Source organism: Frankia sp. ACN1ag (assembly GCF_001414035.1).
GTDB lineage: Bacteria > Actinomycetota > Actinomycetes > Frankiales > Frankiaceae > Frankia > Frankia torreyi.
This window is the reverse complement of sequence record NZ_LJPA01000033.1, coordinates 26,634-47,283: the sequence shown is the minus strand read 5'-3', so window position 1 is coordinate 47,283 and position 20,650 is coordinate 26,634. Positions and strand designations below refer to the sequence as shown.

The 20,650-nt window shown below is 72.8% G+C and carries 18 protein-coding genes and 1 pseudogene; 12 read left to right on the top strand and 7 right to left on the bottom strand.

Annotated features, from left to right (window positions below):
- Positions 1-317 precede the first annotated feature (317 nt).
- From UK82_RS24390 to UK82_RS24375, 5 genes are all read left to right on the top strand, one after another.
- Positions 318-1,139 carry a flavin reductase family protein gene (locus tag UK82_RS24390; protein ID WP_055409591.1) on the top strand — a complete coding sequence of 274 codons (822 nt, stop codon included), beginning with the start codon at positions 318-320 and terminating at the stop codon, positions 1,137-1,139.
- Positions 1,140-2,197: 1,058 nt separating this feature from the next.
- Entirely contained in the window at positions 2,198-3,583 is a 1,386-nt protein-coding gene (locus tag UK82_RS24385) for a DUF4397 domain-containing protein (RefSeq protein ID WP_236706385.1), read from the top strand.
- 218 nt (positions 3,584-3,801) lie between these two features.
- A complete protein-coding gene (locus tag UK82_RS31880) occupies positions 3,802-4,422 on the top strand; it encodes a class F sortase (RefSeq protein ID WP_236706384.1) in 621 nt (206 codons plus the stop codon).
- A gap of 62 nt (positions 4,423-4,484) precedes the next feature.
- Positions 4,485-5,189 (top strand): bifunctional 2-polyprenyl-6-hydroxyphenol methylase/3-demethylubiquinol 3-O-methyltransferase UbiG, encoded by a 705-nt coding sequence (locus UK82_RS24380; RefSeq protein WP_236706383.1) that lies wholly within the window; start codon positions 4,485-4,487, stop codon positions 5,187-5,189.
- An 87-nt stretch (positions 5,190-5,276) separates the two neighbouring features.
- Entirely contained in the window at positions 5,277-6,308 is a 1,032-nt protein-coding gene (locus tag UK82_RS24375; protein WP_236706382.1) for an alpha/beta hydrolase family protein, read from the top strand.
- A gap of 75 nt (positions 6,309-6,383) precedes the next feature.
- On the opposite strand, the gene UK82_RS24370 is transcribed toward UK82_RS24375, so the two are convergent.
- Positions 6,384-7,235, bottom strand: coding sequence for an SGNH/GDSL hydrolase family protein (locus UK82_RS24370; RefSeq protein ID WP_044888032.1), 852 nt, complete (start codon positions 7,233-7,235; stop codon positions 6,384-6,386).
- A gap of 725 nt (positions 7,236-7,960) precedes the next feature.
- Here UK82_RS24370 and UK82_RS24365 point away from each other — a divergent pair.
- The 4 genes and pseudogenes from UK82_RS24365 to UK82_RS39910 all read left to right on the top strand — a co-directional run bounded on the left by UK82_RS24365 (position 7,961) and on the right by UK82_RS39910 (position 9,894).
- On the top strand, positions 7,961-8,761 hold the full coding sequence (locus UK82_RS24365; protein WP_044888033.1) for a TauD/TfdA family dioxygenase: 801 nt from the start codon (positions 7,961-7,963) through the stop codon (positions 8,759-8,761).
- 125 nt (positions 8,762-8,886) lie between these two features.
- Positions 8,887-9,597 carry an NADPH-dependent FMN reductase gene (locus UK82_RS24360; protein WP_313949833.1) on the top strand — a complete coding sequence of 237 codons (711 nt, stop codon included), beginning with the start codon at positions 8,887-8,889 and terminating at the stop codon, positions 9,595-9,597.
- A gap of 15 nt (positions 9,598-9,612) precedes the next feature.
- A pseudogene (locus tag UK82_RS41700) lies at positions 9,613-9,693 on the top strand (WD40 repeat domain-containing protein); the annotation flags it as partial.
- Between the two features lie 39 nt (positions 9,694-9,732).
- The gene (locus UK82_RS39910) at positions 9,733-9,894 is read left to right on the top strand and encodes a hypothetical protein (RefSeq protein WP_236706381.1); all 162 of its coding nucleotides are present in this window, start codon (positions 9,733-9,735) and stop codon (positions 9,892-9,894) included.
- 194 nt (positions 9,895-10,088) lie between these two features.
- On the opposite strand, the gene UK82_RS24355 is transcribed toward UK82_RS39910, so the two are convergent.
- From UK82_RS24355 to UK82_RS24330, 6 genes are all read right to left on the bottom strand, one after another.
- Entirely contained in the window at positions 10,089-11,297 is a 1,209-nt protein-coding gene (locus UK82_RS24355) for an HAF repeat-containing protein (protein WP_236706380.1), read from the bottom strand.
- An 888-nt stretch (positions 11,298-12,185) separates the two neighbouring features.
- Positions 12,186-12,791 (bottom strand): hypothetical protein, encoded by a 606-nt coding sequence (locus UK82_RS24350; protein ID WP_236706379.1) that lies wholly within the window; start codon positions 12,789-12,791, stop codon positions 12,186-12,188.
- Between the two features lie 573 nt (positions 12,792-13,364).
- Positions 13,365-14,399, bottom strand: coding sequence for a magnesium transporter CorA family protein (locus UK82_RS24345; protein WP_236706378.1), 1,035 nt, complete (start codon positions 14,397-14,399; stop codon positions 13,365-13,367).
- A gap of 202 nt (positions 14,400-14,601) precedes the next feature.
- Positions 14,602-15,234 (bottom strand): alpha-ketoglutarate-dependent dioxygenase AlkB, encoded by a 633-nt coding sequence (locus UK82_RS24340; RefSeq protein WP_044888044.1) that lies wholly within the window; start codon positions 15,232-15,234, stop codon positions 14,602-14,604.
- 165 nt (positions 15,235-15,399) lie between these two features.
- On the bottom strand, positions 15,400-15,783 hold the full coding sequence (locus tag UK82_RS24335; protein WP_055409550.1) for a pyridoxamine 5'-phosphate oxidase family protein: 384 nt from the start codon (positions 15,781-15,783) through the stop codon (positions 15,400-15,402).
- 24 nt (positions 15,784-15,807) lie between these two features.
- Positions 15,808-17,298, bottom strand: coding sequence for an MFS transporter (locus tag UK82_RS24330; protein WP_055409548.1), 1,491 nt, complete (start codon positions 17,296-17,298; stop codon positions 15,808-15,810).
- Between the two features lie 164 nt (positions 17,299-17,462).
- On the opposite strand from UK82_RS24330, the gene UK82_RS24325 reads away from it, so the two are divergent.
- The 3 genes from UK82_RS24325 to UK82_RS24315 all read left to right on the top strand — a co-directional run bounded on the left by UK82_RS24325 (position 17,463) and on the right by UK82_RS24315 (position 20,648).
- On the top strand, positions 17,463-17,888 hold the full coding sequence (locus UK82_RS24325) for a helix-turn-helix domain-containing protein (RefSeq protein WP_082122323.1): 426 nt from the start codon (positions 17,463-17,465) through the stop codon (positions 17,886-17,888).
- A 245-nt stretch (positions 17,889-18,133) separates the two neighbouring features.
- Positions 18,134-19,549 carry an Hsp70 family protein gene (locus UK82_RS43270; protein WP_396230638.1) on the top strand — a complete coding sequence of 472 codons (1,416 nt, stop codon included), beginning with the start codon at positions 18,134-18,136 and terminating at the stop codon, positions 19,547-19,549.
- Positions 19,550-19,565: 16 nt separating this feature from the next.
- Positions 19,566-20,648 (top strand): sensor histidine kinase, encoded by a 1,083-nt coding sequence (locus UK82_RS24315; protein WP_052681554.1) that lies wholly within the window; start codon positions 19,566-19,568, stop codon positions 20,646-20,648.
- Positions 20,649-20,650 lie beyond the last annotated feature (2 nt).

The following is a 20,650-nucleotide window of genomic DNA, read 5'->3' as shown; positions in this document are numbered from 1 at the left end:
CCCCTGATCGTGAGGATTTCCCCGCTCTACCCATCCTCTGACGTCGAAACCGGGAAGATGGGTGAAATGGCGCGTGGAGTTCGCCCACAATCCCACAGCCCGATCGTGTCGGGCCCCGGGCCGGCACCGCCGAGGCCCGGCGGCCACCGGCTTCGGCCGGCGCGAGAGGCGACCGGCGCCGCGCAACCCGTCCCGTCCGTCCGGGCAGGCCACCGCACCGGGTGCCCATCGGTGCTGAGCGCTCCCCGGTCGGGCGGGCCGATCTTCGGGGGTCCGGACGTTGCACTGCGGCGCGCTCGTGCCGCAGGGTGGAGGCCATGCCGAAGCACGCGCCGCCGCGGCCCGCGCCGCCACTCCCCGCGCCGCTGCCAGTCCCCGCCGCGGCGGATCGCGCCGCGGCGGCCGCGCTGCGCCGTGCCTTCCGGCGTCACGCCGCCGGGGTCACGATCGTGACGTTGAACGGCGCGCAGGGCCCGGTGGGGTTCACGGCGACGTCGGTGGCGTCGCTGTCGCAGAGCCCGCCGTTGGTGTCGCTGTCGCTGTCGGCGGGCTCGTCGATCGTCCCGACACTGCACGCGGCGGACACCCTGGTCGTGCACCTGCTCTCCCATGACCAGCACGACCTGGCCGCCCGTTTTGCGGCACCGGGCGCCGACCGGTTCGCCGCGCCGACGCGATGGCGGACGTTGGGCACCGGGGAACCGCTGCTGCTCGACGCCGCGGTCTGGCTGCGCTGCCGGATCCGTGACCGGATCCCCGCGGGCGACCACTGGCTGGTGGTGGCCGAGGTGGTCGAGAGCCGGGCGGAGCGGTCCGTCGCGCCGCTGGTCTACCACGACGGTGGCTACGGCACGTTCGTCGGTCCCGCCACCGGCGTCCCGCCCGTCGAGGCCGCCACTCCCGCGGCGCCGCAGGACGGGGGCGGCGACGGTGACGGCAGCGGCGACGGTGACGGCAGCGGCGGCAGCGCCGGCAACGGCCGCGCCGGCAACGGCCGCGCCGGCAACGGTAGAGGGGACGGCGGCAGGAGCGTCGGTGGCCCGCCCGCACCCGACGAGGGCGATCTGGGTATCCGCGCACGCCAGGCGACCCGCCCGGTCCGCCCGGGTCGGTCTACGCCGACGAAGGACGGTCGATGACGGTTTGTCTCCCCGTCGGCGGGCACCCAGCCGGCACGCACAAGGCACCGGACGCTGACGTGGGAGGGCATCGCCCGTCCCACCCCCGCCCTTCGTCTTTCCGGTAGCAGCCAGCCCGCCTTCTTGATCATTTTGAGTCCGCCGGCGATTCGTCAACAGCGTTGATTATCTTGTGGTTCCGGAGTCCGATCCTTCCGGCCACACCGGCCCGATCCTTCCGGCCACACCGGCCCGTGCCGCCCCGGTCACCCCGCCGGCACGGGGGCTGGCCGGCCGGCGGGTCCTTCTGCCCATCGAGGGCGACCCGCCCGTTCGGGGGCCCTCGGCAGGCCCGGCCGGGCACCATCATCGAAAGCGCCGACAGCCGCCCTCACCTGCCGTCCCCTTCTCCGCGCCTGGAGAAAGCCTGCGCGATTGGGCTACTCCCTTTTTGTGGGCTCTTTCCGGTAGCCACTTTCAACCTTCATCCCTCGGTCCATGGCGGACCAACAACCGGCGCACGGCGCACGGCGACGGGCCGAAATCCGAGAATCTCGTTGATTGACAGCCCGAAAGGGCTCTGTTCGACCCGTGCGGACGGCACTTGACACGCCTTCAGACGGAAGAAGGTTGCGCCACCAAGGGCGCGACTTCGATCGCAGTTTTGACCGAGGGTCGCCCCGGACGTCCCTCGTATCGCCCCCACCGCGGGGTACCTCGTCCGTCTGAGACGCCGGTTCGACCGTTCTGACCTGGCATTTCACTCTCGAACGGCCAGCGAAGTCCGCGCGACCGACCTCGCCTCACACTCCTGGCGAGGCCGTCTGCACGCGTGTGCATCTTCTCGAGCCGGAGTAGCGGGGAGCCCAATCTTCGTCTCGAGCCCGTCGCGGTAAGGTGCAAATGCCCAGATTTCTGGATGACGTCGCCGGGAGCTCAAAGTAATGCAATGGATCACACGCTCTCATCTGAGAGCGGGCGCTCGAACGATCGGCGCCGTGGCGGCGACGGGATGTCTGACGCTGGGTCTGCCCGGCGTGGCGTCAGCGACCCCAACGCCGAACAAGGATGCCGGACTGGTGACGCTGGTTCAGGGGCTGCCGGATATGAAGGCGGACGTCACCATGGACGGGCAGACCCTGATCAAGGACCTGGTGGCCAAACAGGTCGCGGACCCGAAGCCGCTGGTTGCCGGGGCCCACCGCGTCGAGATCCGGCCTGTCGGCCAGCCGGCGAGCGCGCCGCCATCGGCAGCCGCCGACGTTGCCATCCACCCTGGCACCCGGCTTTCGGTCGCAGTGGGTCTCGACGGCGCGGGCAAGCCTCTCGCGCGGGTCTACGACGACACCACCAGTAAGGCCTGGCCGACCAACGTGTCGGCGATCGTCGTCCGTGACGTCGCGGCGCTGGCGGCCGGCCAGATCAAGATCGACGGCAAGTACGTCGGCGACGTCCCGAGCACCGGTCAGGTCGTCCAGACCTTCCCTTCCGTCTCGCCTGAGGTCGCCGTCAACGCGCTCCCCTGCCTCATCACCGGCAAGACCAAGGACGGCCTCCCCTGCGTCTACGTCGGTCCGCCCGTCGTCGACGTGCCTGGTGTCGGCACGCCTGGTGTCGGCACGCCTGGTGTCGGCGGCGTGGGCGTGCCCTGCGTCACCGACAAGCCCAAGGACAGCGTCCCCTGCGTGCCCGGCGTCGGGGGCGTGCCGGGCGTCGGCGGCGTGCCCGGAGTCGGGGGCGTGCCCGGCGTCGGCACCGTGCCCTGCGTCACCGACAAGCCCAAGGACAGCGTCCCCTGCGTGCCCGGCGTCGGCGGCGTCCCCGGCGGCACTCCCGGCGGAGGCGTCCCCGGCGGAGGCACCCCTGGCGGCGGCACTCCCGGTGGCGGTGTCCCCGGCGGCGGCACCCCCGGTGGCGGCGTCCCCGGCGGCGGCACCCCAGGTGGCGGCGTCCCCGGCGGCGGCACTCCCGGCGGCGGCACCCCAGGTGGCGGCGTCCCCGGTGGCGGCACTCCCGGCGGCGGCACTCCCGGCGGCGGCACCCCAGGTGGCGGCGTCCCCGGCGGCGGCACCCCAGGTGGCGGCACCCCCGGCGGCGGCGCCCCAGGTGGCGGCGTCCCTGGTGGCGGCACCCCAGGTGGCGGCACGCCAGGGTCGGGGGGATCGCACACGGTCACCGTGACCGACACCACGGGCAAGCCGCTGGTGCCGGCCCAGACGGTGCCGACCAAGCCCGGATCGACGACCAACCTCTACATCGTCGGTGGCCCCGGCTCCTACAGTTGGCTGTCCCACCAGGCCGCGAACTCGCCCACCTCGGTCAACGCCGGCAACAGCGGACTGGCCGCGGATGACGACCACCCGCCCGTGCTGGCCATCGGGGCGCTCGGCCTCGCGGTCGGATCGGCCGGGGTCCTGTTCGGGTGGCAGCGCCGCCGAGCGTGGCTGGCCCGCCGACAGGGATGATCGAGTCTCGCCGACGAACGGTGACGGCCGGTCCGCCGCCCGAGGACGGATCGGCCGCACCGGCCGCGAGCCAGGAGCCGATCACGGGCGGGCCTGATCGGCCCAGACCACCGGGCACCCGGCTGGCGCGGACCCGTCGACGTCGCCGTGGCCGCCGCCTACTGGTGGTCACGGCGACGGTCGCGGGCGTCGTCGGCGGCAGTGGCATGGCCGGATGGGTGGCGTCGAGACCCCCCGGCGACGTCGGTTCGCTCGCCGCGGGCGCGACGGCGGCCGCCTCCCCGCGGGCGGCGGCGTCGCAGGGGCCGGCGGCGTTCGCGAGTTCCACCCGAACGGGCGCCGCGGCGGGCACCGCGTCACCGTCGCCGTCCACCGATCCGGAGGCGGTCCTACGACGCCGGCCGACGGCCGTCGCCGTGGCGAGCCTGGGCATCTCGGCGCCGGTGACGGTGGCCTCCGTCAACGCGACCACGCGCGCGCTCAACGTGCCGGTCGACCCGGCGACGCTGGGATGGTGGGCAGGAGGCGGGGCCCCGGGTGCCTCATCGGGGACGGTCGTGCTCGCCGGGCACGTCGACTACAACGGCCGCCCCGGCGCCCTCTACCCGCTCAGCCGGGTCGAGATAGGGGCCTTGGTCGTCGTCACCAGCGCCGACGGCACGAAGCACGACTACCGGGTGGTGACCCGCCGGCACGTCGTGAAGACCAGGCTCGCGGACACGGGAGTCTTCCGGACGGACGGCCCGCCCCGCCTAGCCCTCATCACCTGCGGCGGGGCGTTCAACACCGCCACGCACAGCTACCGCGACAACCTGATCGTTCTCGCCCTTCCCGTCTGATCGGTGTCTCGCGGATCCGGTATAGCTGGGACGTGAATGCTCCCGACCAGACCAGTCCCAGCGTGACGACCCGCTGGGAGTCACTCACCGCAGGCAGGTCGGGCCGGCGTTACGCGGACCGGTTCGTGCAGCTTGCCGCCGCCGGGGTCGATGTGCACGGCGAGGCGGCGTTCTGCCACGCGTTGGCGCCCGCCGAGTCCCGGATCCTGGACGCGGGCTGCGGCACCGGTCGGGTGGCAATCCGGCTGGCGGAGCTGGGCCACCGATGCGTCGGGGTCGACGCCGACCCCTCGATGCTCGGTGTGGCCCGAGACCGGTCCGCCGCCGTCAGCTGGATCCTCGCCGACCTCGCCGACCTGGACGCACCCGTCGCGTCCGGGGCGCCCGAACCGGCCGGCGCGCCGCCCGCCACCGACGGGCCGTTCGACCTCATCGTCGCCGCCGGCAACGTCATCGCGCTGCTCGCCCCGGGGACGGAGGCCGCGATCCTGCGCGGTCTCGCCCGCCGCCTCGCCCCCGGCGGCCTGCTCGTGGCCGGGTTCGGGCTCGACGCCGCGCACCTCCCCCTGCCCGCCGCTCCCTTCGAGCTGGCGGACTACGACGGCTGGTGCGCCGCCGCCGGCCTCACCCTCGACCGCCGGTTCGCCACCTGGCAGCGCACACCCTTCGAGACCGGCGAGACCGGCGAGACCGGCGACGCCCCCCTCGACCGCGGCGAGGGGCGGGCCGCTGCCCCCGGCTACGCCGTGAGCGTCCACCGCAGATAAGCCCTGATCAGCCATTTTGTAGCATCAACTAGTACAAATTGAACGTAAACGGATGATTCGCCTAATGTTGCGCCTATGAGAACGCGGATGTGGAGACGGCGGATCCTGCTGCCCTCGATGATCGCGGTGAGCACGCTGGTCGGCCTGGCCGTCGGGGGCTCCCCGGCGCAGGCGGCGACGTGCCCGGCGACGGGGACCAGCAGCGACGACGGATCGTCGATCACCTGTGTCACCTCCCCCGTAGCCGGCGACGCGCGCCTGGTCGACCTCACGATCCACTCGACGGCCATGAACGCCGACGAGTCCGTGCGCCTGCTGCTGCCGACCTCCTACGACACCCAACCCGACCGGACCTGGCCGGCGCTGTACCTGCTGCACGGCGGGGCGAGCAGCAGCGACATGGCGTCCGACCACACCGACTGGTCGGAGAACACCGACGTCGAGAGCCAGACCGCCGGCCGCAACGTGATCGTCGCCATGCCCGACGGCGGCAGTGCCGGGTGGTACAGCGACTGGGTCAACGACCCGGCCCGCTGGGAGACCTTCCACACGGTCGAGCTACGCCAGCTCCTCGAACGCAACTACCGGGCCGGCTCCGACCGGGCGATCGCCGGCCTGTCGATGGGCGGATTCGGCGCGCTGTCCTACGCGGGCCGCCATCCCGGCGACTTCAAGGCCGTGGCCGCCTACAGCGGCGTCGCCCACCCCTTCGGCAACCCCCAGCAGTTCCAGATGCTCCTGGCGGGGTCCGGGAAGGACATCAACGCCCTGTGGGGTGACCCGACGACCGCGTCCGGGGCGGCGACCTGGCAGCAGCACGACCCGTACTACCTGGTCGACAACCTGACCTCCATCCCGGTCTACATCTCGTCCGGGGACGGCACACCGGGCCCGAACGACGCCGACCCCGGTGTGGTCAACCTGGAGAAGATCACGAACACCGAGAGCCAGGCGGTCGCCCAGCACCTCACCGACGCGTACGTCGCCGCGCACCCCGGCGCGACCGGCGATCCGCTGCTCACCACGCACTTCTACAGCCCCGGCGTGCACACCTGGCCCTACTGGTCCCGGGAGTTCGACGCCTCCCTGCCCACCCTGCTCACCGCGATCAACGCCTGAGCGCCGACTCGACCCGCCGAGCTCCCCGGCGGATGCGCTGACGATCGATACTGGCCCGGGCCTGGCCGCACCCCGTCAGTCCCGGGCCGGCGGCGTGGCGGACCGGTAGGCGGCGAGCAGGTGGGCGCCGATGAGGGCATTGCCCCGCGCGGAGGCGTGCAGTCCGTCGGGGGCGAACAGGGTCGGGTCGGCACCGAAGCGCCGTGACACGGCGGTCCGCAGGGTCACCGGCGTGCCGCCGGCCGCGGCGACCGCCGGCGTCTGCGCCCGTTCGAGCAGCAGGCCGAGCAGCCAGAGGACCTCGCGCAGCGGCGAGCGGACGGCGGAGATGACGCTCAGGTCGGGCGTGGTACCGACGATCACCTGGGCGCCCCCGCGGCGCAGGTCGGTGACGGCGCCGGCGAGGTGGCGGGCGGCGGCCGCCGGGGAGGTGCGATTGCGGATGTCGTTGACGCCGATGGAGATGACGGCCAGGTCGGGTGCCGCGGGGGCGACCCGGGCGACCTGGGCGGCGAGATGCTCGGCGCGGGCGCCGTCGCGGGCGGCGCTGATGACCCGCACATGCCGGCCACCACCGTGATCGCCGCCGACACCGCCACCGCCGCCCTCGCCGCCACCGTCACCGCCGGCGAGGGCGTCACCGCCGGCGAGGGCGCGGGCCAGCCAGCCGCCGAGGGTGTCGTCGTAGTCGTGCACACCGGTGCCCTGGGCGCTGGAGTCGCCGAGGATCCCGAGGGTGAACGGCGGATGCGTCGGGTTGCCATAGAACTCGCGCACCGGCGGCGCGGGGGTGGTCAGCGGCCGCACCCGGCCGTCGGCCGCGCCGCCCTGATACAGCGCCAGGCGCCACACCCCGACGCCCGCCCCCACGAACGCACCGCTGCCCGCGGCCCCCGCCGACAGCAGCAACCGGCCTCGCCCGATCATCGCTCCCCCCTCCGGCCACCGACGGGTGGCGCGTCCCCCGGCGATCGATCCCCGCCCGCGGCACCCGTGCCCGACCGGCCGGCGTCGTTCGTCACCGGCGGGTCGAACGGCTTCGCGACGCGAGGCCGGCGACGTCCCGCGGGCGGTGCTCGGCGAACGCGACGCGGGCGGCGGGCAGCGTGCCGCGGGCAGGCCCAGATTTTACCCGCGAGAGTCGTCGCCGCCAGCCGATCCGCCGGCACCACCGGGTACCGCAGGCGGCGCCGGAAGGGACTTCCGAGCGGGCGACCGCCGTTGTCCGGCCCGGTGCCATCGCCCGCCGCACGCCGGGGCGACGACCATCACCAAACGTGCCCGACGAATACCCGAGACCGCCACCGGCGGTGTTTACCGCGCCGTAACGGAGAATCGATCCCCGACCTCCGGACAGATATGGTTTGCTTCCCTCATCCCTCTCGCCGCGGAAACTCCCGCCCGGGTGGGGCGCGCGGATCCGGTCCAGCTACCGCGTACCGACCGGCGAGCCCGTGAGCGGCGACGAACGTGCCGCCACGCCGCCGGCCTCCTCGACGGCCCCGGTCGCCGCCGACGTTCCGCCCGGTCACCGGCCTGCCCTCGGCGCCCGGCCTGCGCTCGGCGCCCGGCCTGCGCTCAGCCCCAGCCTGCCCCGACGCCCGACCGGCGCCCATCCCTCCATCCACGCCCAACTCCCGCGGACGGGTGCAATGACTCGACACCATTCGTCGGCGGTCGCCGACCTCACCATCCTCCCCCTGGCACCGAGGCTCGGCGCGGAAGTCAGCAGAATCGACCTGCGAACGGGCCTGACCCCGGAACGGCGCGCGCTGCTCCGTACACTTCTTTTCCAGCACGGAGTGTTGGTCTTCCGGGACCAGGCGCTGGACACCGCCGGTCAGGTCGCGTTCGCCGAGGCATTCGGCCCGATCCTGGTGTTCACCAGCGTCGTCGACCCCGAGCCGGCCCGTCCCGGCGTGCACGAGGTCCACGGCGGCAGCGTCGGCTGGCATTTCGACGCCAGCAGCCTGCCCGCACCACCGGTGGCGACGGTCCTGCGGGCCGTGCGCGTGCCGCCCGTGGGCAACGACACCCTGTGGGCCAGCGGCGTGGCCGCCTACCAGGCGCTGACCCCCGAGCTGCGCGCGCTGGCGACCGGCCGGTACGTCACCCACGGCCGCGGGGTGGCGCGCGAACCCGGCGACGAACGCCCCATCGTCGCGCACCCGCTGGTCCGCCGGCACCCGCACACCGGCGAGCACTACCTGTACATCAACCTGCCGGACTGGGACAGCCCACTGATCCTCGGGATGAGCCCGCCCGACAGTGACGCGCTGGTGGCCGAGCTGCGCGCCGCGTACCTGCGCCCGGAGCACCAGCTCCGCCTGCACTGGACGCCGGGGACGATCGTGATGTGGGACAACCGGGCCGTCCTGCACAGCGGCACCGGTGACCACGATCCCGACACCCGCCACCTCGTGCGGATCTGCCTCGCCGCGCTGCACCCGTGACCGCCCCGGGCGGACCGGGGGAATCGATGCCCTTGACTTGAAGTCGGGTTCAGCTTTCAGGCTGGGTGCACGTGATCGGATGACCACCGCGGCACCCGACGCGACGCCCGGAGGAGACCCGCGCCATGCCACCCTCGACGCCGCCGTTCGCCCCGACACCGCCCGCCCCAGCACCGGCCGCCCCAGCACCGGCCGGCCCGGCACCCGCCACTCCGACAGCCACCACCCCGACAGCTACCGACGAGGCCTCCCGCCCGCTCGCGCTCGCCCTGGTCGTCGGCAGCGTGCGGGCGGGACGGCTGGGGCCGGCGGTCGCGGACTGGTTCGCCGGCCACGCCCGCGACCGCGACGACGTCCACCTCGACGTCCTCGACCTGGCCGCCTTCCCGCTGCCCGCCGACATGGCCGCCGCCCCCGGTTCGCCGCCCGAGCGGCTCGTCCGCGCGCTCGGGGAGCGCCTCGCCGCCGCGGACGGGTTCGTCGTGGTCACCCCGGAGTACAACCACAGCTACCCGGCGGCGTTGAAGAACGTCATCGACACCTACCGCCAGGAGTGGTTCGCCAAGCCCGTCGGGTTCGTCTCCTACGGCGGGGTGAGCGGCGGCCTGCGGGCCGTCGAGCACCTGCGCGCCGTCTTCGCCGAGCAGCACGCCGTCACCGTCCGCGACGGCGTCAGCTTCCACGGCCCGAGCGCCGAGGACTTCGCCGCGGGCGGCCCGGCGGGCACCGCGGGCTCGCCGGCGTCCGCCGCGGCGAACCGGCTGCTCGACCGACTGGGCTGGTGGGGCCGGGCCCTGCGCCACGCCCGCGCCGCCGAGCCCTACGCCGACTCCTGAACCCACACCCTCACCGGCCACACCGCCCGCGTCTGGTCGGCAGATTTCTCCCCCGACGACACCCGCCTCGCCACCGCAGGTACCGACGACACCTGTCGGCTGTGGGACGCGGCCACCGGCGATCCGATCGCGATCATGATCGGGCTGCGGGACGGGGGATGGGCCGTGCATCGGCCGGACGGGACCTCCACGGTGGTGGGCAGCGTGGCCGGGGAGTTCTGGTGGTCGATGGGGCTGTGCCGGTTCGGGCCCGGCGAGCTGGATGCCTACCTGCCGGCGGCTCAATCGGCTCGGTAGCGCACGGTGCTCCGAAGCAGCGGGGAGTTGGACGACGGGCGCCTACGGCGACCGCCTCCTGCTCCACCGGCACGGCTCCACGGTCCGCCGCGCCCGCCGCGGCGGGCGGCGCGGACGGGGCCCGGCGCCCCCCGACCGCCCGGCCGGGCGGTCAGGGGCGCCCGGCCTGCCTTGCCCTCGCCAACCGCGGGACATCACAGCGTCCAGAGCGCGGCCTGGGGCACGAACGCCCCGGCGACCGCGGAGCTTCCCACCACCGTCTGGGCCCCGGTGATCGCCGCGGCGAAACTGTAGTCGCCGCCGAGCGTGCCGAGATCGGTGGTGGTTCCCCGGTACCAGCGGATGGCATGATCGTTGCCGGCGGCGTTGAGCGCGGTCGCGCAGACATAGCCCCGCGCACTGATGCCACCCGGATCGACGCGCAGCCCGAAACCCGTGATCGGAGTGCGCCGGCCGCGGCTCCAGACGAACGCGTTGGTCTGCGTTCCGATGCTGCGCACCAGGATGTCGCCGTTGTCGTTGATCCCGACCGCCTCGCTCTGCTGGTCGCCGGAAAGAACGCCCAGGTCACACAACGCCCCGCGCTCCCACAGGAAGGCCCGACTCTGCCCGCCCACCCTCTCGCTCGTCCCCGCCACCTGACCCCGGGCATTCAGCCCCACCGCCCGGCTCCAGGTGCCACCGAGGGTGCCGAGATCGTAGATGTGCCCGTTCGACCAGACGAAGGCATGGCTGTGACCGGTCGCTGTCACGCTGGTTCCGCAGACCTGCCCCAGGTCGTTGATGGCCACTCCTTCGCTCGACGACCCGCCGAGCGTCCCCAGGTCGGTCATGGCGTTGCCGGCCCAGACGTAGGCGTGCCGGTCACCGCCTGCGACACTGGTGGTGCCCACGATCCGTCCGCGGACGTTGACGCCGACGGCCTGGCTCCACCGGCCGCCCAGCTCGTCGGTCCCGCCGAGGTAGCCCAGCGGCTGGTGGGTGCCATGGGCCCAGCGGAACGCCTGCCGGGTGTAGTGGCTGACGAGGTCGCCGACGACGACGCCCGACTCGTTGATGGCGTTGGGACGGCTGCTCAGCGGCAGGACCCGCAGCACACCGGCCCGCCAGACGAAACCGGCCACCTCGAAGGCGGAACGCTGCCAGAAGCCGGCCATCAGGCCGTCGACGTCCCCGCAGGTCACCTGGCCGGGTCCCACCCCGGTGGGGTCGGGGATGCCCGTGGCGGCCAGGGCGCGCGGGGCGGGCCGAACGCCCGCGGACGGCTGCACGGGGATCATCGCGGCCGAGGCGTCGCGGCCACCGGCCCCGTCGAGGGCCGCGCCGGACCGCGACCTCGAACGGGTGCCGCCGCGGCCCCGGCCGACCGGCAGGACGGGCGTCAGCGCCGACAGCAAACCCATCTGTACAAAGACACGTCGATTTCCCACTCAGGATTCCCTTCACGCCTGTTGCCGACGTAGCCGTTGCTGCGCGGAGGGCCGTCGCGTGCAGCGAACTCACCCCGACCCCCGGCCCGTCCCACGGGTCGGCACTATCCCACGCGACGATCAGATGGCCGGCCGCGACACGACTCCGCAGGCCCGGCGACGGATCCGCGTCCGAGGAATCCAGATACCCCAGGCTGGCAATACAAGCTGTCCATGACCAATATTTGACCAGGCACTAGTTCGCCGTATCCGACGAGTCTTCCGCGGAGCCCACCCGCGGCGCGCCACACGGGACCTCGGGACTAAAGTCCCGGCATCGTGTCTCCGCCGGTGTGCGTCCTCGCCAATGTCGTGCGGAGCGGTCAGACTTCCGGACGGCAGCTATTGTCGGTTGCGGCAGGACCAGGGGCCGACGCAGCCGACCCATCCGATCCGCTGGACGCCGATAGCACGCCGGTCACCGCCGTCAGGCCCGCCAATCGGCCCGCAGTGGCTACCGAGCGGGGCAGGGCACATGCCTTTCGATCAGGATGTGGCGACCGGGGAACCAACGGCGCTCCCCGGACGGGGCGGCGCGACGCCGCCAGGCCGGGCCGTGGCGGCGGCGACTGCGCGCCCGAATACACCGGAACGGATATTCCTGAACGGCGACCAAACCTACCCTCGCGTGAGAGTTTCGGTCGGTGGCCGCGAGATCCGTGTTCCTGGTCGATGTCGAACGCTTGGCGGGTGACGCCGCGATCCCTGCCACGCCGCGATCCCCGCCACATTGCGCGGCGACTCGACGCGGCCCAACGTCCAACGCCCGTACGACCGCGTGACCACCCGCCGGGTGATCACGAGTCGTGGACGTTGTCGTGTTTACAGAGCGACGATCTGCAGGGCGTCGCCAACGCGGTCCCGGTGGCCCGCTCGCTCGTGGACGAGCACGTCCTCCACCCTCGCCAACAGGTCCTGCGGAATCGCCAGCAGTACCACGGGATACTGCACCGAAAGCCCGGCGAGGAAGGGCTGGAGCCGCTGGACTTCCACCACCGTGTGACAGAGCTGGACCACGCCGACCCTGCCGTCTTCCAGACAGACCAGGCCGTCCGGATCGGGCATGTCGTACTCGACCTTCCGCATGTTCTCCACGCGCCATCGACGTGCGCTCACCCAGGTCTGCACGGGTGTTCCCGTCACACCGCGCGCCTCGATGCGCAGCCGGGCCCGCGCCACCAGGGCCTGATGAATGACCTCCATGACGGGAGAATCGGCGACCGGGGCGGTGTCGAGATCGGCTCGGATGACCAGGCGGGTCCCCGCCTGGGTGAGGTGGACCAGCCGACCCTGGTAGGTGAGAGCATGCCCCGCGTGGACGATGCCCGCGCTTTCCCACCGCCGGACGATCGCCCGCACGGCGTTCCTCGTGATGGGCTTCTTCGGATCCAGGAGATGGGGAATGTCCGACTCGAAGATGGCGGCCATATCATAGATCCACTCCAGCGCGAATAGGTCACGTCGATTGAGTCGGATGGACCCTTTGTCCGCCCTGGTCCGACGCCGGATCTCACTCATCGGCGGCTACCCCGCGGGCGGCGGAATCGGAGAAACGAAGCGGACCGGAGCGCGCCGCCGAGCCGATGGCGCCTGCTGATTCATGCGCGGAACTATACCCGACCCAAGCCCGGAGAATCGGCCTGGCATCCCCTCTCACGTAAGGAACTCAACGCAGCGGATCACAGCCAGGTCGTCAACATCGATGCAGGTCCGCTAGACGCCTTACAGTGGCTGTATTCTGCCTGATCACCGGGCTGGCAGATTCCGAAGCAAAAGACAAATCAGCGCAAGGTTTCCTTTTCGTAGGCGGAATCGTGAAGCCCATCGAGCCCCGGCCACGCACCTTCTTGTCGCGGTGGGGAGCGCTTCGGGATGCCCGCGCCGACCGCCGCGGCGAGATCCTCGATGGCCGTCGTCGTCCGGTCGAAAACGGGTTGCGTAGGCGGATCGGGACGGTGCCCGCGCTGGCACTGGGCCCGTAGCCGCCCTCGCGGCCGGCCCTCACAGCCAGCCCTTGCGGCGGAACACGACGTAGAGGATCGCCGCGGACAGCACGAGGATGACCAGGTCGACGGAGAACCCCCAGCTCTCGCCGTTGCCCGGGTAGGGGACGTTCTGGCCGAAGAAGCCGGTGATGAGGGTGGGCACGGCGATGATCGCCGCCCAGCCCGTCATCTTCTTCATCACGAGGTTGAGCCGATTGCTCTGGATCGTCAGGTTGGTGTCCAGAATCGAGTTGATCATGTCGCGCAGGCTGTCGGTCCACTCCGTGGCGCGCAGCACGTGGTCGTAGACGTCCTGGTAGGAGGCGACCAGGCCGTCGGTGACGAGGCCGGTGTCGCGGCGCATGAGGCCGTTCACCGCCTCGCGCATGGGCAGGATCTCCCGGCGGAGCTGGACCAGGCTCTTGCGCAGCTCGAAGCTGCGCCGGTGGACGGTCTGTTCCGGAACGTCCTCGTCGAAGAGCATGTCCTCGAGGTCCTCCAGCGCGCCGTCCAGGGCCTGCACGGCGGTGAAGTAGCCGTCGACGACGACGTCGATGATCCCGTGGACGAGGTAGCCGACACCGTGCGCGGCCAGGTCGGCGTCGTTCGAGCGGCGCAGGACCGCGCCGAGGTCGAACGTGTCGTCGGGGCGCACGGTGACCAGCGTCCGCCCGGCGATGAACGCCGAGATCTCCTGGCTGACCAGCTCCCCGGAGGCCACGTCGAGGCGCACGGCGTAGGTGTTGAGGAACAGGTGGGTCGGGTAGCGGTCCAGCTTCGCCCGCTCGCCGGCCGACAGCGCGTCCTCGACGGCGTGCGGGTCCAGGCGCAGTTCGTCGGCGACGAGGTGGATCTGCTCGGCGTCCGGGGCGCACAGGTCCAGCCAGACCACCGTGTCGTCGTCCCCGCGGAAACGGTGGACGTCGGCGAGGGGGAAGTTCTCCTCGGTCAGCACGCCGCCGCGGAAGGCTCTGGTCCGCACCTCGCCGCCGGGGTGGCGCGGGGGCGCGCCGGCCAGCCCCACACCCCCGGAACCGCCCTGATCGACCATGGCCTCCACCACCCCTTCGCCTGCCTGCGACCCCGCGACCGCTCCGCTGCGAAGGCGGTACCCGCGCCAGCCGGGTCACTCCCACCGCGGTGCTGAGGAATCGGACACCGCGTCGCGGTGGGAGTCGGACTGCACCTGTTCGGATCCGGTTGGCGGGTTCACCCGCGCCGCAGCCGCCGGGCGCTCCCCGTCGGCGGGGAGCTCAGCGCACGTCGCGCGGGCGGAACTGGACGCTGATCCGCGGACCCACCGGGCGGGACGACTTGGGCACGGCGTGATCCCAGGTGCGCTGGCAGCTACCGCCCATGACGATCAGGTCGCCATGGCCGAGCTCGAAGCGCAGCGCCGGGCCGCCGCCACGCGGGCGCAGCAGCAGCGGCCGGGGGCAACCCAGCACGACGATCGCCACCATCGTGTCCTGCCGGCCACCGCGCCCGATCCGGTCACCGTGCCAGGCGACGCTGTCGCGCCCGTCGCGGTACAGGCACAGCCCCGCGGTGACGAACCGCTCCCCCAGCTCGGCCGCATAGTGTTCGTCGAGGGCGTCCCGCGCTGCCGCCAGTGCCGGGTCGGGCAGCACCTCGCCGCCACCGTAGAAGGCCAGCAGCCGCGGGATGTCGACCACCCGCTCGTACATGGAGCGCCGCTCGGCCCGCCAGGGGACCCCGTCGCGCAGCCGCTCGAACAGGGCGTCCGCCCCCTCGATCCAGCGCGGCCGCAGATCCACCCACGCGCCCGCGGACAGCGCGCGCCGGCGCACGTCCCCCGCGAGCGGACCAACCTCGACCGACGCCGCCGCATCGAGCAGCGAGGCCTGGAACGGGGCGACGTCCACCACTCCAGACTATCAAACACCCGTTCGATCAGGACGGGACCGGCGGCGGCGCTGCGCGAACCGCCCGGGCCCCGGCATGCACGCCGGCGGCGAGAAGGAAGGGCCGCCGCCGTCGACTCCGGCTGCGTCCGCACCGTCGAGACGACCGCGGACCACCGGCGCCGGTCAGTACAGGCCCATCGCCCGGTCGACAGCGATCTCGATGACGATCAGCCCGGGCAGGTCGGGCGGACGCGACCGGTACCGCCGGGTGTATGCGCGCACGCCCGCGGCGACCCGGCCCGGCTCGTCCGACACCGCGGCGGGGCCCTCCAGGGTCAGCCAGCGGCCACCGTCGACCTGGCAGACGGACACCCGTCCTCCCGGTCGCGCCCGCACGTTGCGTGCCTTGCGCCGGGAGGCCACGGTCATGACGCGGGCGAGCCGGGCGGCGGGGTCCCAGGTGAACCGGACCGGGGCCGCGTGCGGCGAGCCGTCCGGCCGCAGCGTGCTGAAGATACCCGAATAATCCTCGGCGAGGAACGCCACGGCCTGGGGGGACAGGATCATGCCCGCTCCTCTGTCACTGCAGCATCAGCGTGCCGCCGGGTCGGGGGCGTCGCCGGGTCGGGTGAGAGGCAGGAGCACCAGCGTGATGAGGAAGGCGGCGACAACGAAGATCACCCCGACGAGGAAGGCGTCATGGAAGACGTCGGCCCGCGCCTGGTGGACCAGCTCGGGCACGCCGTGCGCCCGGTCCGTCAGCTCGGCGAGGTTACGGAAGGCGTAGGTGGCGGCGACGGCCAGGCCGATCGCGCCGCCCACCTCCTGGCTGGTGTTGATCAGGCCAGCGGCGAGGCCCGACTCGTGTTCGCGGACGCCGGTGAACGCCACGACCTGGATCGGCACGAAGGACAGGCCAAGCCCGAAGCCCGTGGCGAGGAAGGCGGGCAACAGGTCGACCGGGTAGGAGGCGTCGACGGGCGCTCGCCGCAGCAGCAGCATGCCGCCGACGGTGAGCAGCAGCCCGACCAGGAGAACCAGTTTGGCGGGCATCCTGGTGACGAGTTGTGCGGCGATTCCCGCGCCGACCGCCACGATGACCGCGAGCGGCACGTAGGCCAGCCCGGTCCGCAGCGGCGAGTAGTCGAGGACCTGCTGCATGAAGAGGCTGGCAAAGAAGAACAGCGTCACGACGTTGCCGAGCAGGAGCACCGCGGCGAGGTTCGCCGCGCGCAACGACGGCCGACGGAAGATGCTCAGCGTGATCAACGGTTCGCGGGTGCGGCGCTCGATCAGCAGGAACGCCACGAGCAGCAGCGCGGAGACGATGAACCCCGCCGCTATGCGCCCGACGGGCGGATCGGAATCATCGACGGTCTGCCCTAGCGAGAAGATCAGCAGGACCAGACCGGCGGTCAGGGCGACGGCACCGGCGAGGTCGAACGAGGAGCTGCGTCGGGCGGCCCGGCTCTCGCTCACCACGCTCGGCGCGAGCAGCGCGCCGAGCAGGCCGATCGGCACGTTGATGAAGAAGATCCAGCGCCAGCCGGGGCCGTCGGTCAACAGGCCGCCCAGGGTCACGCCGGCCACCGACGCCAGGCCGCTGAGCGCACCCCACACACCAAGTGCCCTGGTGCGTTCGGGCCCCTCGGGAAAACTGCTGGTCAACAGGCTCAGCGCGGAGGTGGCGAGGAACGCCGCGCCCAGGCCCTGCAGCCCGCGCGCGACGATGAGCTGGACCGATTCCTGGGCGAGCCCGCCCAGCAGAGACGACAGCGCGAACAGCGTCAGCCCGGTCTGCAACATCAGGCGACGGCCGTAGGTGTCCGCGAGACGTCCGCACAGCAGCAGGAATCCACCGAGCAGCATGCCGTAGGTCGTCACCACGTACGGTAGCTGTGTTGCGGAGATGTCGAGCTTGTCCTCGATGGTCGGTAGGGCGACGTTCACGATGGAGACGTCCAGGAAAGTCATGAAGCCGGCGATACAGAGAAAGGCGAGGATGAGCCCGGGCCGGCGGCCGGAACCGGCCGGCGGCGAAGAGACGGCGTCCGTGTTCCGCACGGATTCCGGAATGGACATGAAAGCGCTCCTGCCTCGATGGCACACGCGGCGAACAACGTCGGATCGAGGACTCCAGGGCCCCCGGCACACGCCGGTTCGACACCGTTTGGCGAATGCAACGCGAAGCTAGCATTCCGGCTACTTTAGGAACCTAGTAGAAAGCCACTATCCCGGAGGTGACCGTGCTCGACACGTCCCAGGCCCGGCCTTCCCCGGCCGCGCCGGCGACCTCGCTGCACCCGGAGCGGGCATGCCCCGTCTCGCCGGTGGTCGACATCGTCTTCAGCCGCTGGACCACTCCCATCCTGTGGGCCCTGCACGCCTTCGGCCGGCAGCGATTCGTGGAGCTGGAGCGGCGGATCGGCACCATCACGCCCAAGGTGCTCACCCAGCGGCTACGCCAGCTCGAACGCGACGGGCTGGTGGTGCGCACCTACCACCAGGAGGTACCGCCCCGGGTGGAGTACGAGATCAGCGAGCTCGGCGCCAGCCTCGCTCCGCTGTTCGCCACGCTCGCCGGCTGGTCGCAGGCCAACCTCGATCGGGTCGAGCAGGCCCGGCGATCCTTCGACACGGCGCAGCAGAACCGCGAGGTCCGCCGCCGGTAACCGGGCCTCCGCGGGCGGTTCGGTCGGCCGGGCGTCACCTTGGTGAAATACAGGACAACTCCGGCCACGTAGGGTCGCCGACTCTCTACCCTGGCAGAGCACCGGTGGAGGAACATTCGGACCGAACGTCGTGGGAGTCGGGCAGGGTGAGGTACGGGCTCGGAATCGATCTCGGGACCACCTTCACCGCGGTGGCCGTCGGTCATCCCGTCTCCGCGGAGGTCGGCCGCTGGGNCCACACCGAGATGGTGAGCCTGGGCAGCCGCAGCGTCGTCACCCCCGCCGTGGTCTACGCCGGCCCGGACGGCCGTCTGCTGACCGGCGAGGCGGCCGTGCGCCGGGCTGCGCTGGCACCCGCCCACGCGGCCCTGGGGTACAAGCGCCGGCTCGGTGACCCCACTCCGCTGGTGCTGGGCGGCGCCCCGTTCTCCCCGGCGGCGCTGCTGGCCGCCTCGCTCGGCGACACCGTGCGCGCGGTCACCGACCTGCAGGGGGCGCCGCCGGAGACCATCGTGCTCAGCCGACCGGCCGTGTGGGGCCCCTACCGGCTGAAGCAGTTCGACGAGGTGCCGCGGCTGGCGGGGATCGGCGAGGTGCGGATGGTGACCGAGCCGGTGGCCGCCGCGACCCACTACACCGCCGTCCGCCAGCTCCCGCCGGGGGCGGTCATCGCCGTCTACGACCTGGGCGGGGGCACGTTCGACACGGCCGTCCTGCGGTTCCAGGCGGGCTCGATGGAGATCCTGGGCCTGCCCGAGGGCGTGGAGTGGCTCGGCGGTGTCGACTTCGACGAGGCCGTCGTGCACCACGTCGACCTGGAGCTGGGCGGTGCCGTCAGCGACATCGATCCGCAGGACCACGCCGGCGCCGTCGCGCTGGCGCGGCTGCGGCAGGAATGCGTGCTCGCCAAGGAGGCGCTGTCCTTCGACGAGGAGACCGTGATCCCGGTGTTCCTGCCGACGGTCCGCGCCGAGGTCCGGCTCACCCGCGCGCGGTTCGAGGACATGGTCCGCCCGGCCATCGACTCCACCCTGGATGCGCTGCACCGCACCCTGATCTCCGCCGGGGTCGAGCCAGCGGACCTGTCGGCGGTCCTGCTGGCCGGGGGTTCCTCCCGCATCCCCGCGGTGGCCCGCACGGTCGAGTCAGCCCTGGGACGCCCGACCGTCGTCAACGCGCACCCCAAGCACCTGGTGGCGCTCGGCGCGGCCCGGATCGCCGCCCAGCTCCTCGAACCGGCCACGCCCCACCGCCCCACCACCACACCGCCGCCTGCGCCGCCGGCCGCGCCCCACCGCCCGACCACCACGCCGCCGCCGACCGCACCCCACCGCCCGACCGCCACGCCGCCGCCGACCGCACCGCCGCCGACCGCGTCCCACCGCCCGACCACCACCACGCCGCCCTCTGCGCCGCCGACCGCGTCCCACCGCGCCACCGCCACGCCGCCGGCCGGGCCCGGGGTTCCCGCGGCCGTCGGGCGTCCCGCCCACGGGTCCGCGGACGGCGGGCTCGCGGGCAGGGTGCCGGCAGGCCCCCTGCGCCGGCCGGCGGCGGACCCCGCACCCCCGCCCCGCGATCCACTGCGTCCGGTGGTGATCGCGGCCCTGGTCGTCGCCGTCCTGCTGCTGGCGGCGCTCGTCGCCGTGCTGCGCGGCTAGGCAGGGGGCCTGCGGCATGACACCGTCCGCTCCCGCGGGGCCGCCCGACCCCGGCGCCTCGCTCGCGCCCGGCGTGCTGCGGTTGGCCGCCGAACTGCCCTCCGCCGGACCGCGCGGCGGCGACCTCACCCCGGTGGCGGCGTGGATCGGCGCCCAGGTCGGAGCGGAACTCGTCGTCCTTCGGGTGCTGGACCCGCAGGATCCGTGCGAACACCGATGGTCGGCGCCGGGACGGCCCGACGTTCCCGCGGCCACGACCGTCACCTCGGCGCACCCGATCCGCCATCACGGAGTCGAGGTCGCCACGCTCCTGGTGACCCTGCCTGCGCCCCATCCCCTGGACACGCCCCACCACCTGGACGCCCAGCGACACCTGGACGAGGTCGCGGCCGTGCTCGGCGTCGTCGTCGCGGGCGCGGCGGCGCAGACCGGGGTGCGCGCGGCCCGCCGCTGGGGCCAGGACGTGCTCGCCTGGATCGCGGACGCCCGGCAGCGGGCGGCGTCCCGGATGGAGAGCGAGCGGCACGCCCTCGAACGGGATCTGCACGACGGCGCGCAGCTTCACCTGGTCTCGCTGCAACTGGCCGCGGCCGTCGTCGAGCACCGGCTGGCCACCGCGACCGCGGACGAGGACACCCTCACCGCGGCGGTGACCGATCTCGGCGCCCGGCTCGACCGCACCCACCAACTGCTGGTCGACACTGCGGCGGGGATCACGCCCGTGCCGCTGCAGGATGCCGGTCTGGCCCCGGCACTGGCACTGAGCTTCCGCGAGGCGCACAACGTCACGTTGGACATCGGAAGCGACGTCCGGGCCCGCCGCTACCCGCCGAGCGTCGAGAGCACGGTGTACTTCACCTGCCTCGAGGCGGTGAACAACGCGCACAAGCATGCGCCGGGCGCCGCCGTGGTCGTCGCCGTCCGCAACACGTATCAGGGGCTGTGGTTCGAGGTGGCCGACTCCGGACCGGGCCTGGCCGACGCCGCCAGCACCGGCCTGGCACAGCTTCGGGCCCGACTCGCCGCGGTGGGCGGGACGCTGCACGTCACCTCGGCGCCCGGCGAAGGCACCAGAGTCGCCGGCACCGTGCCCCTCTGACG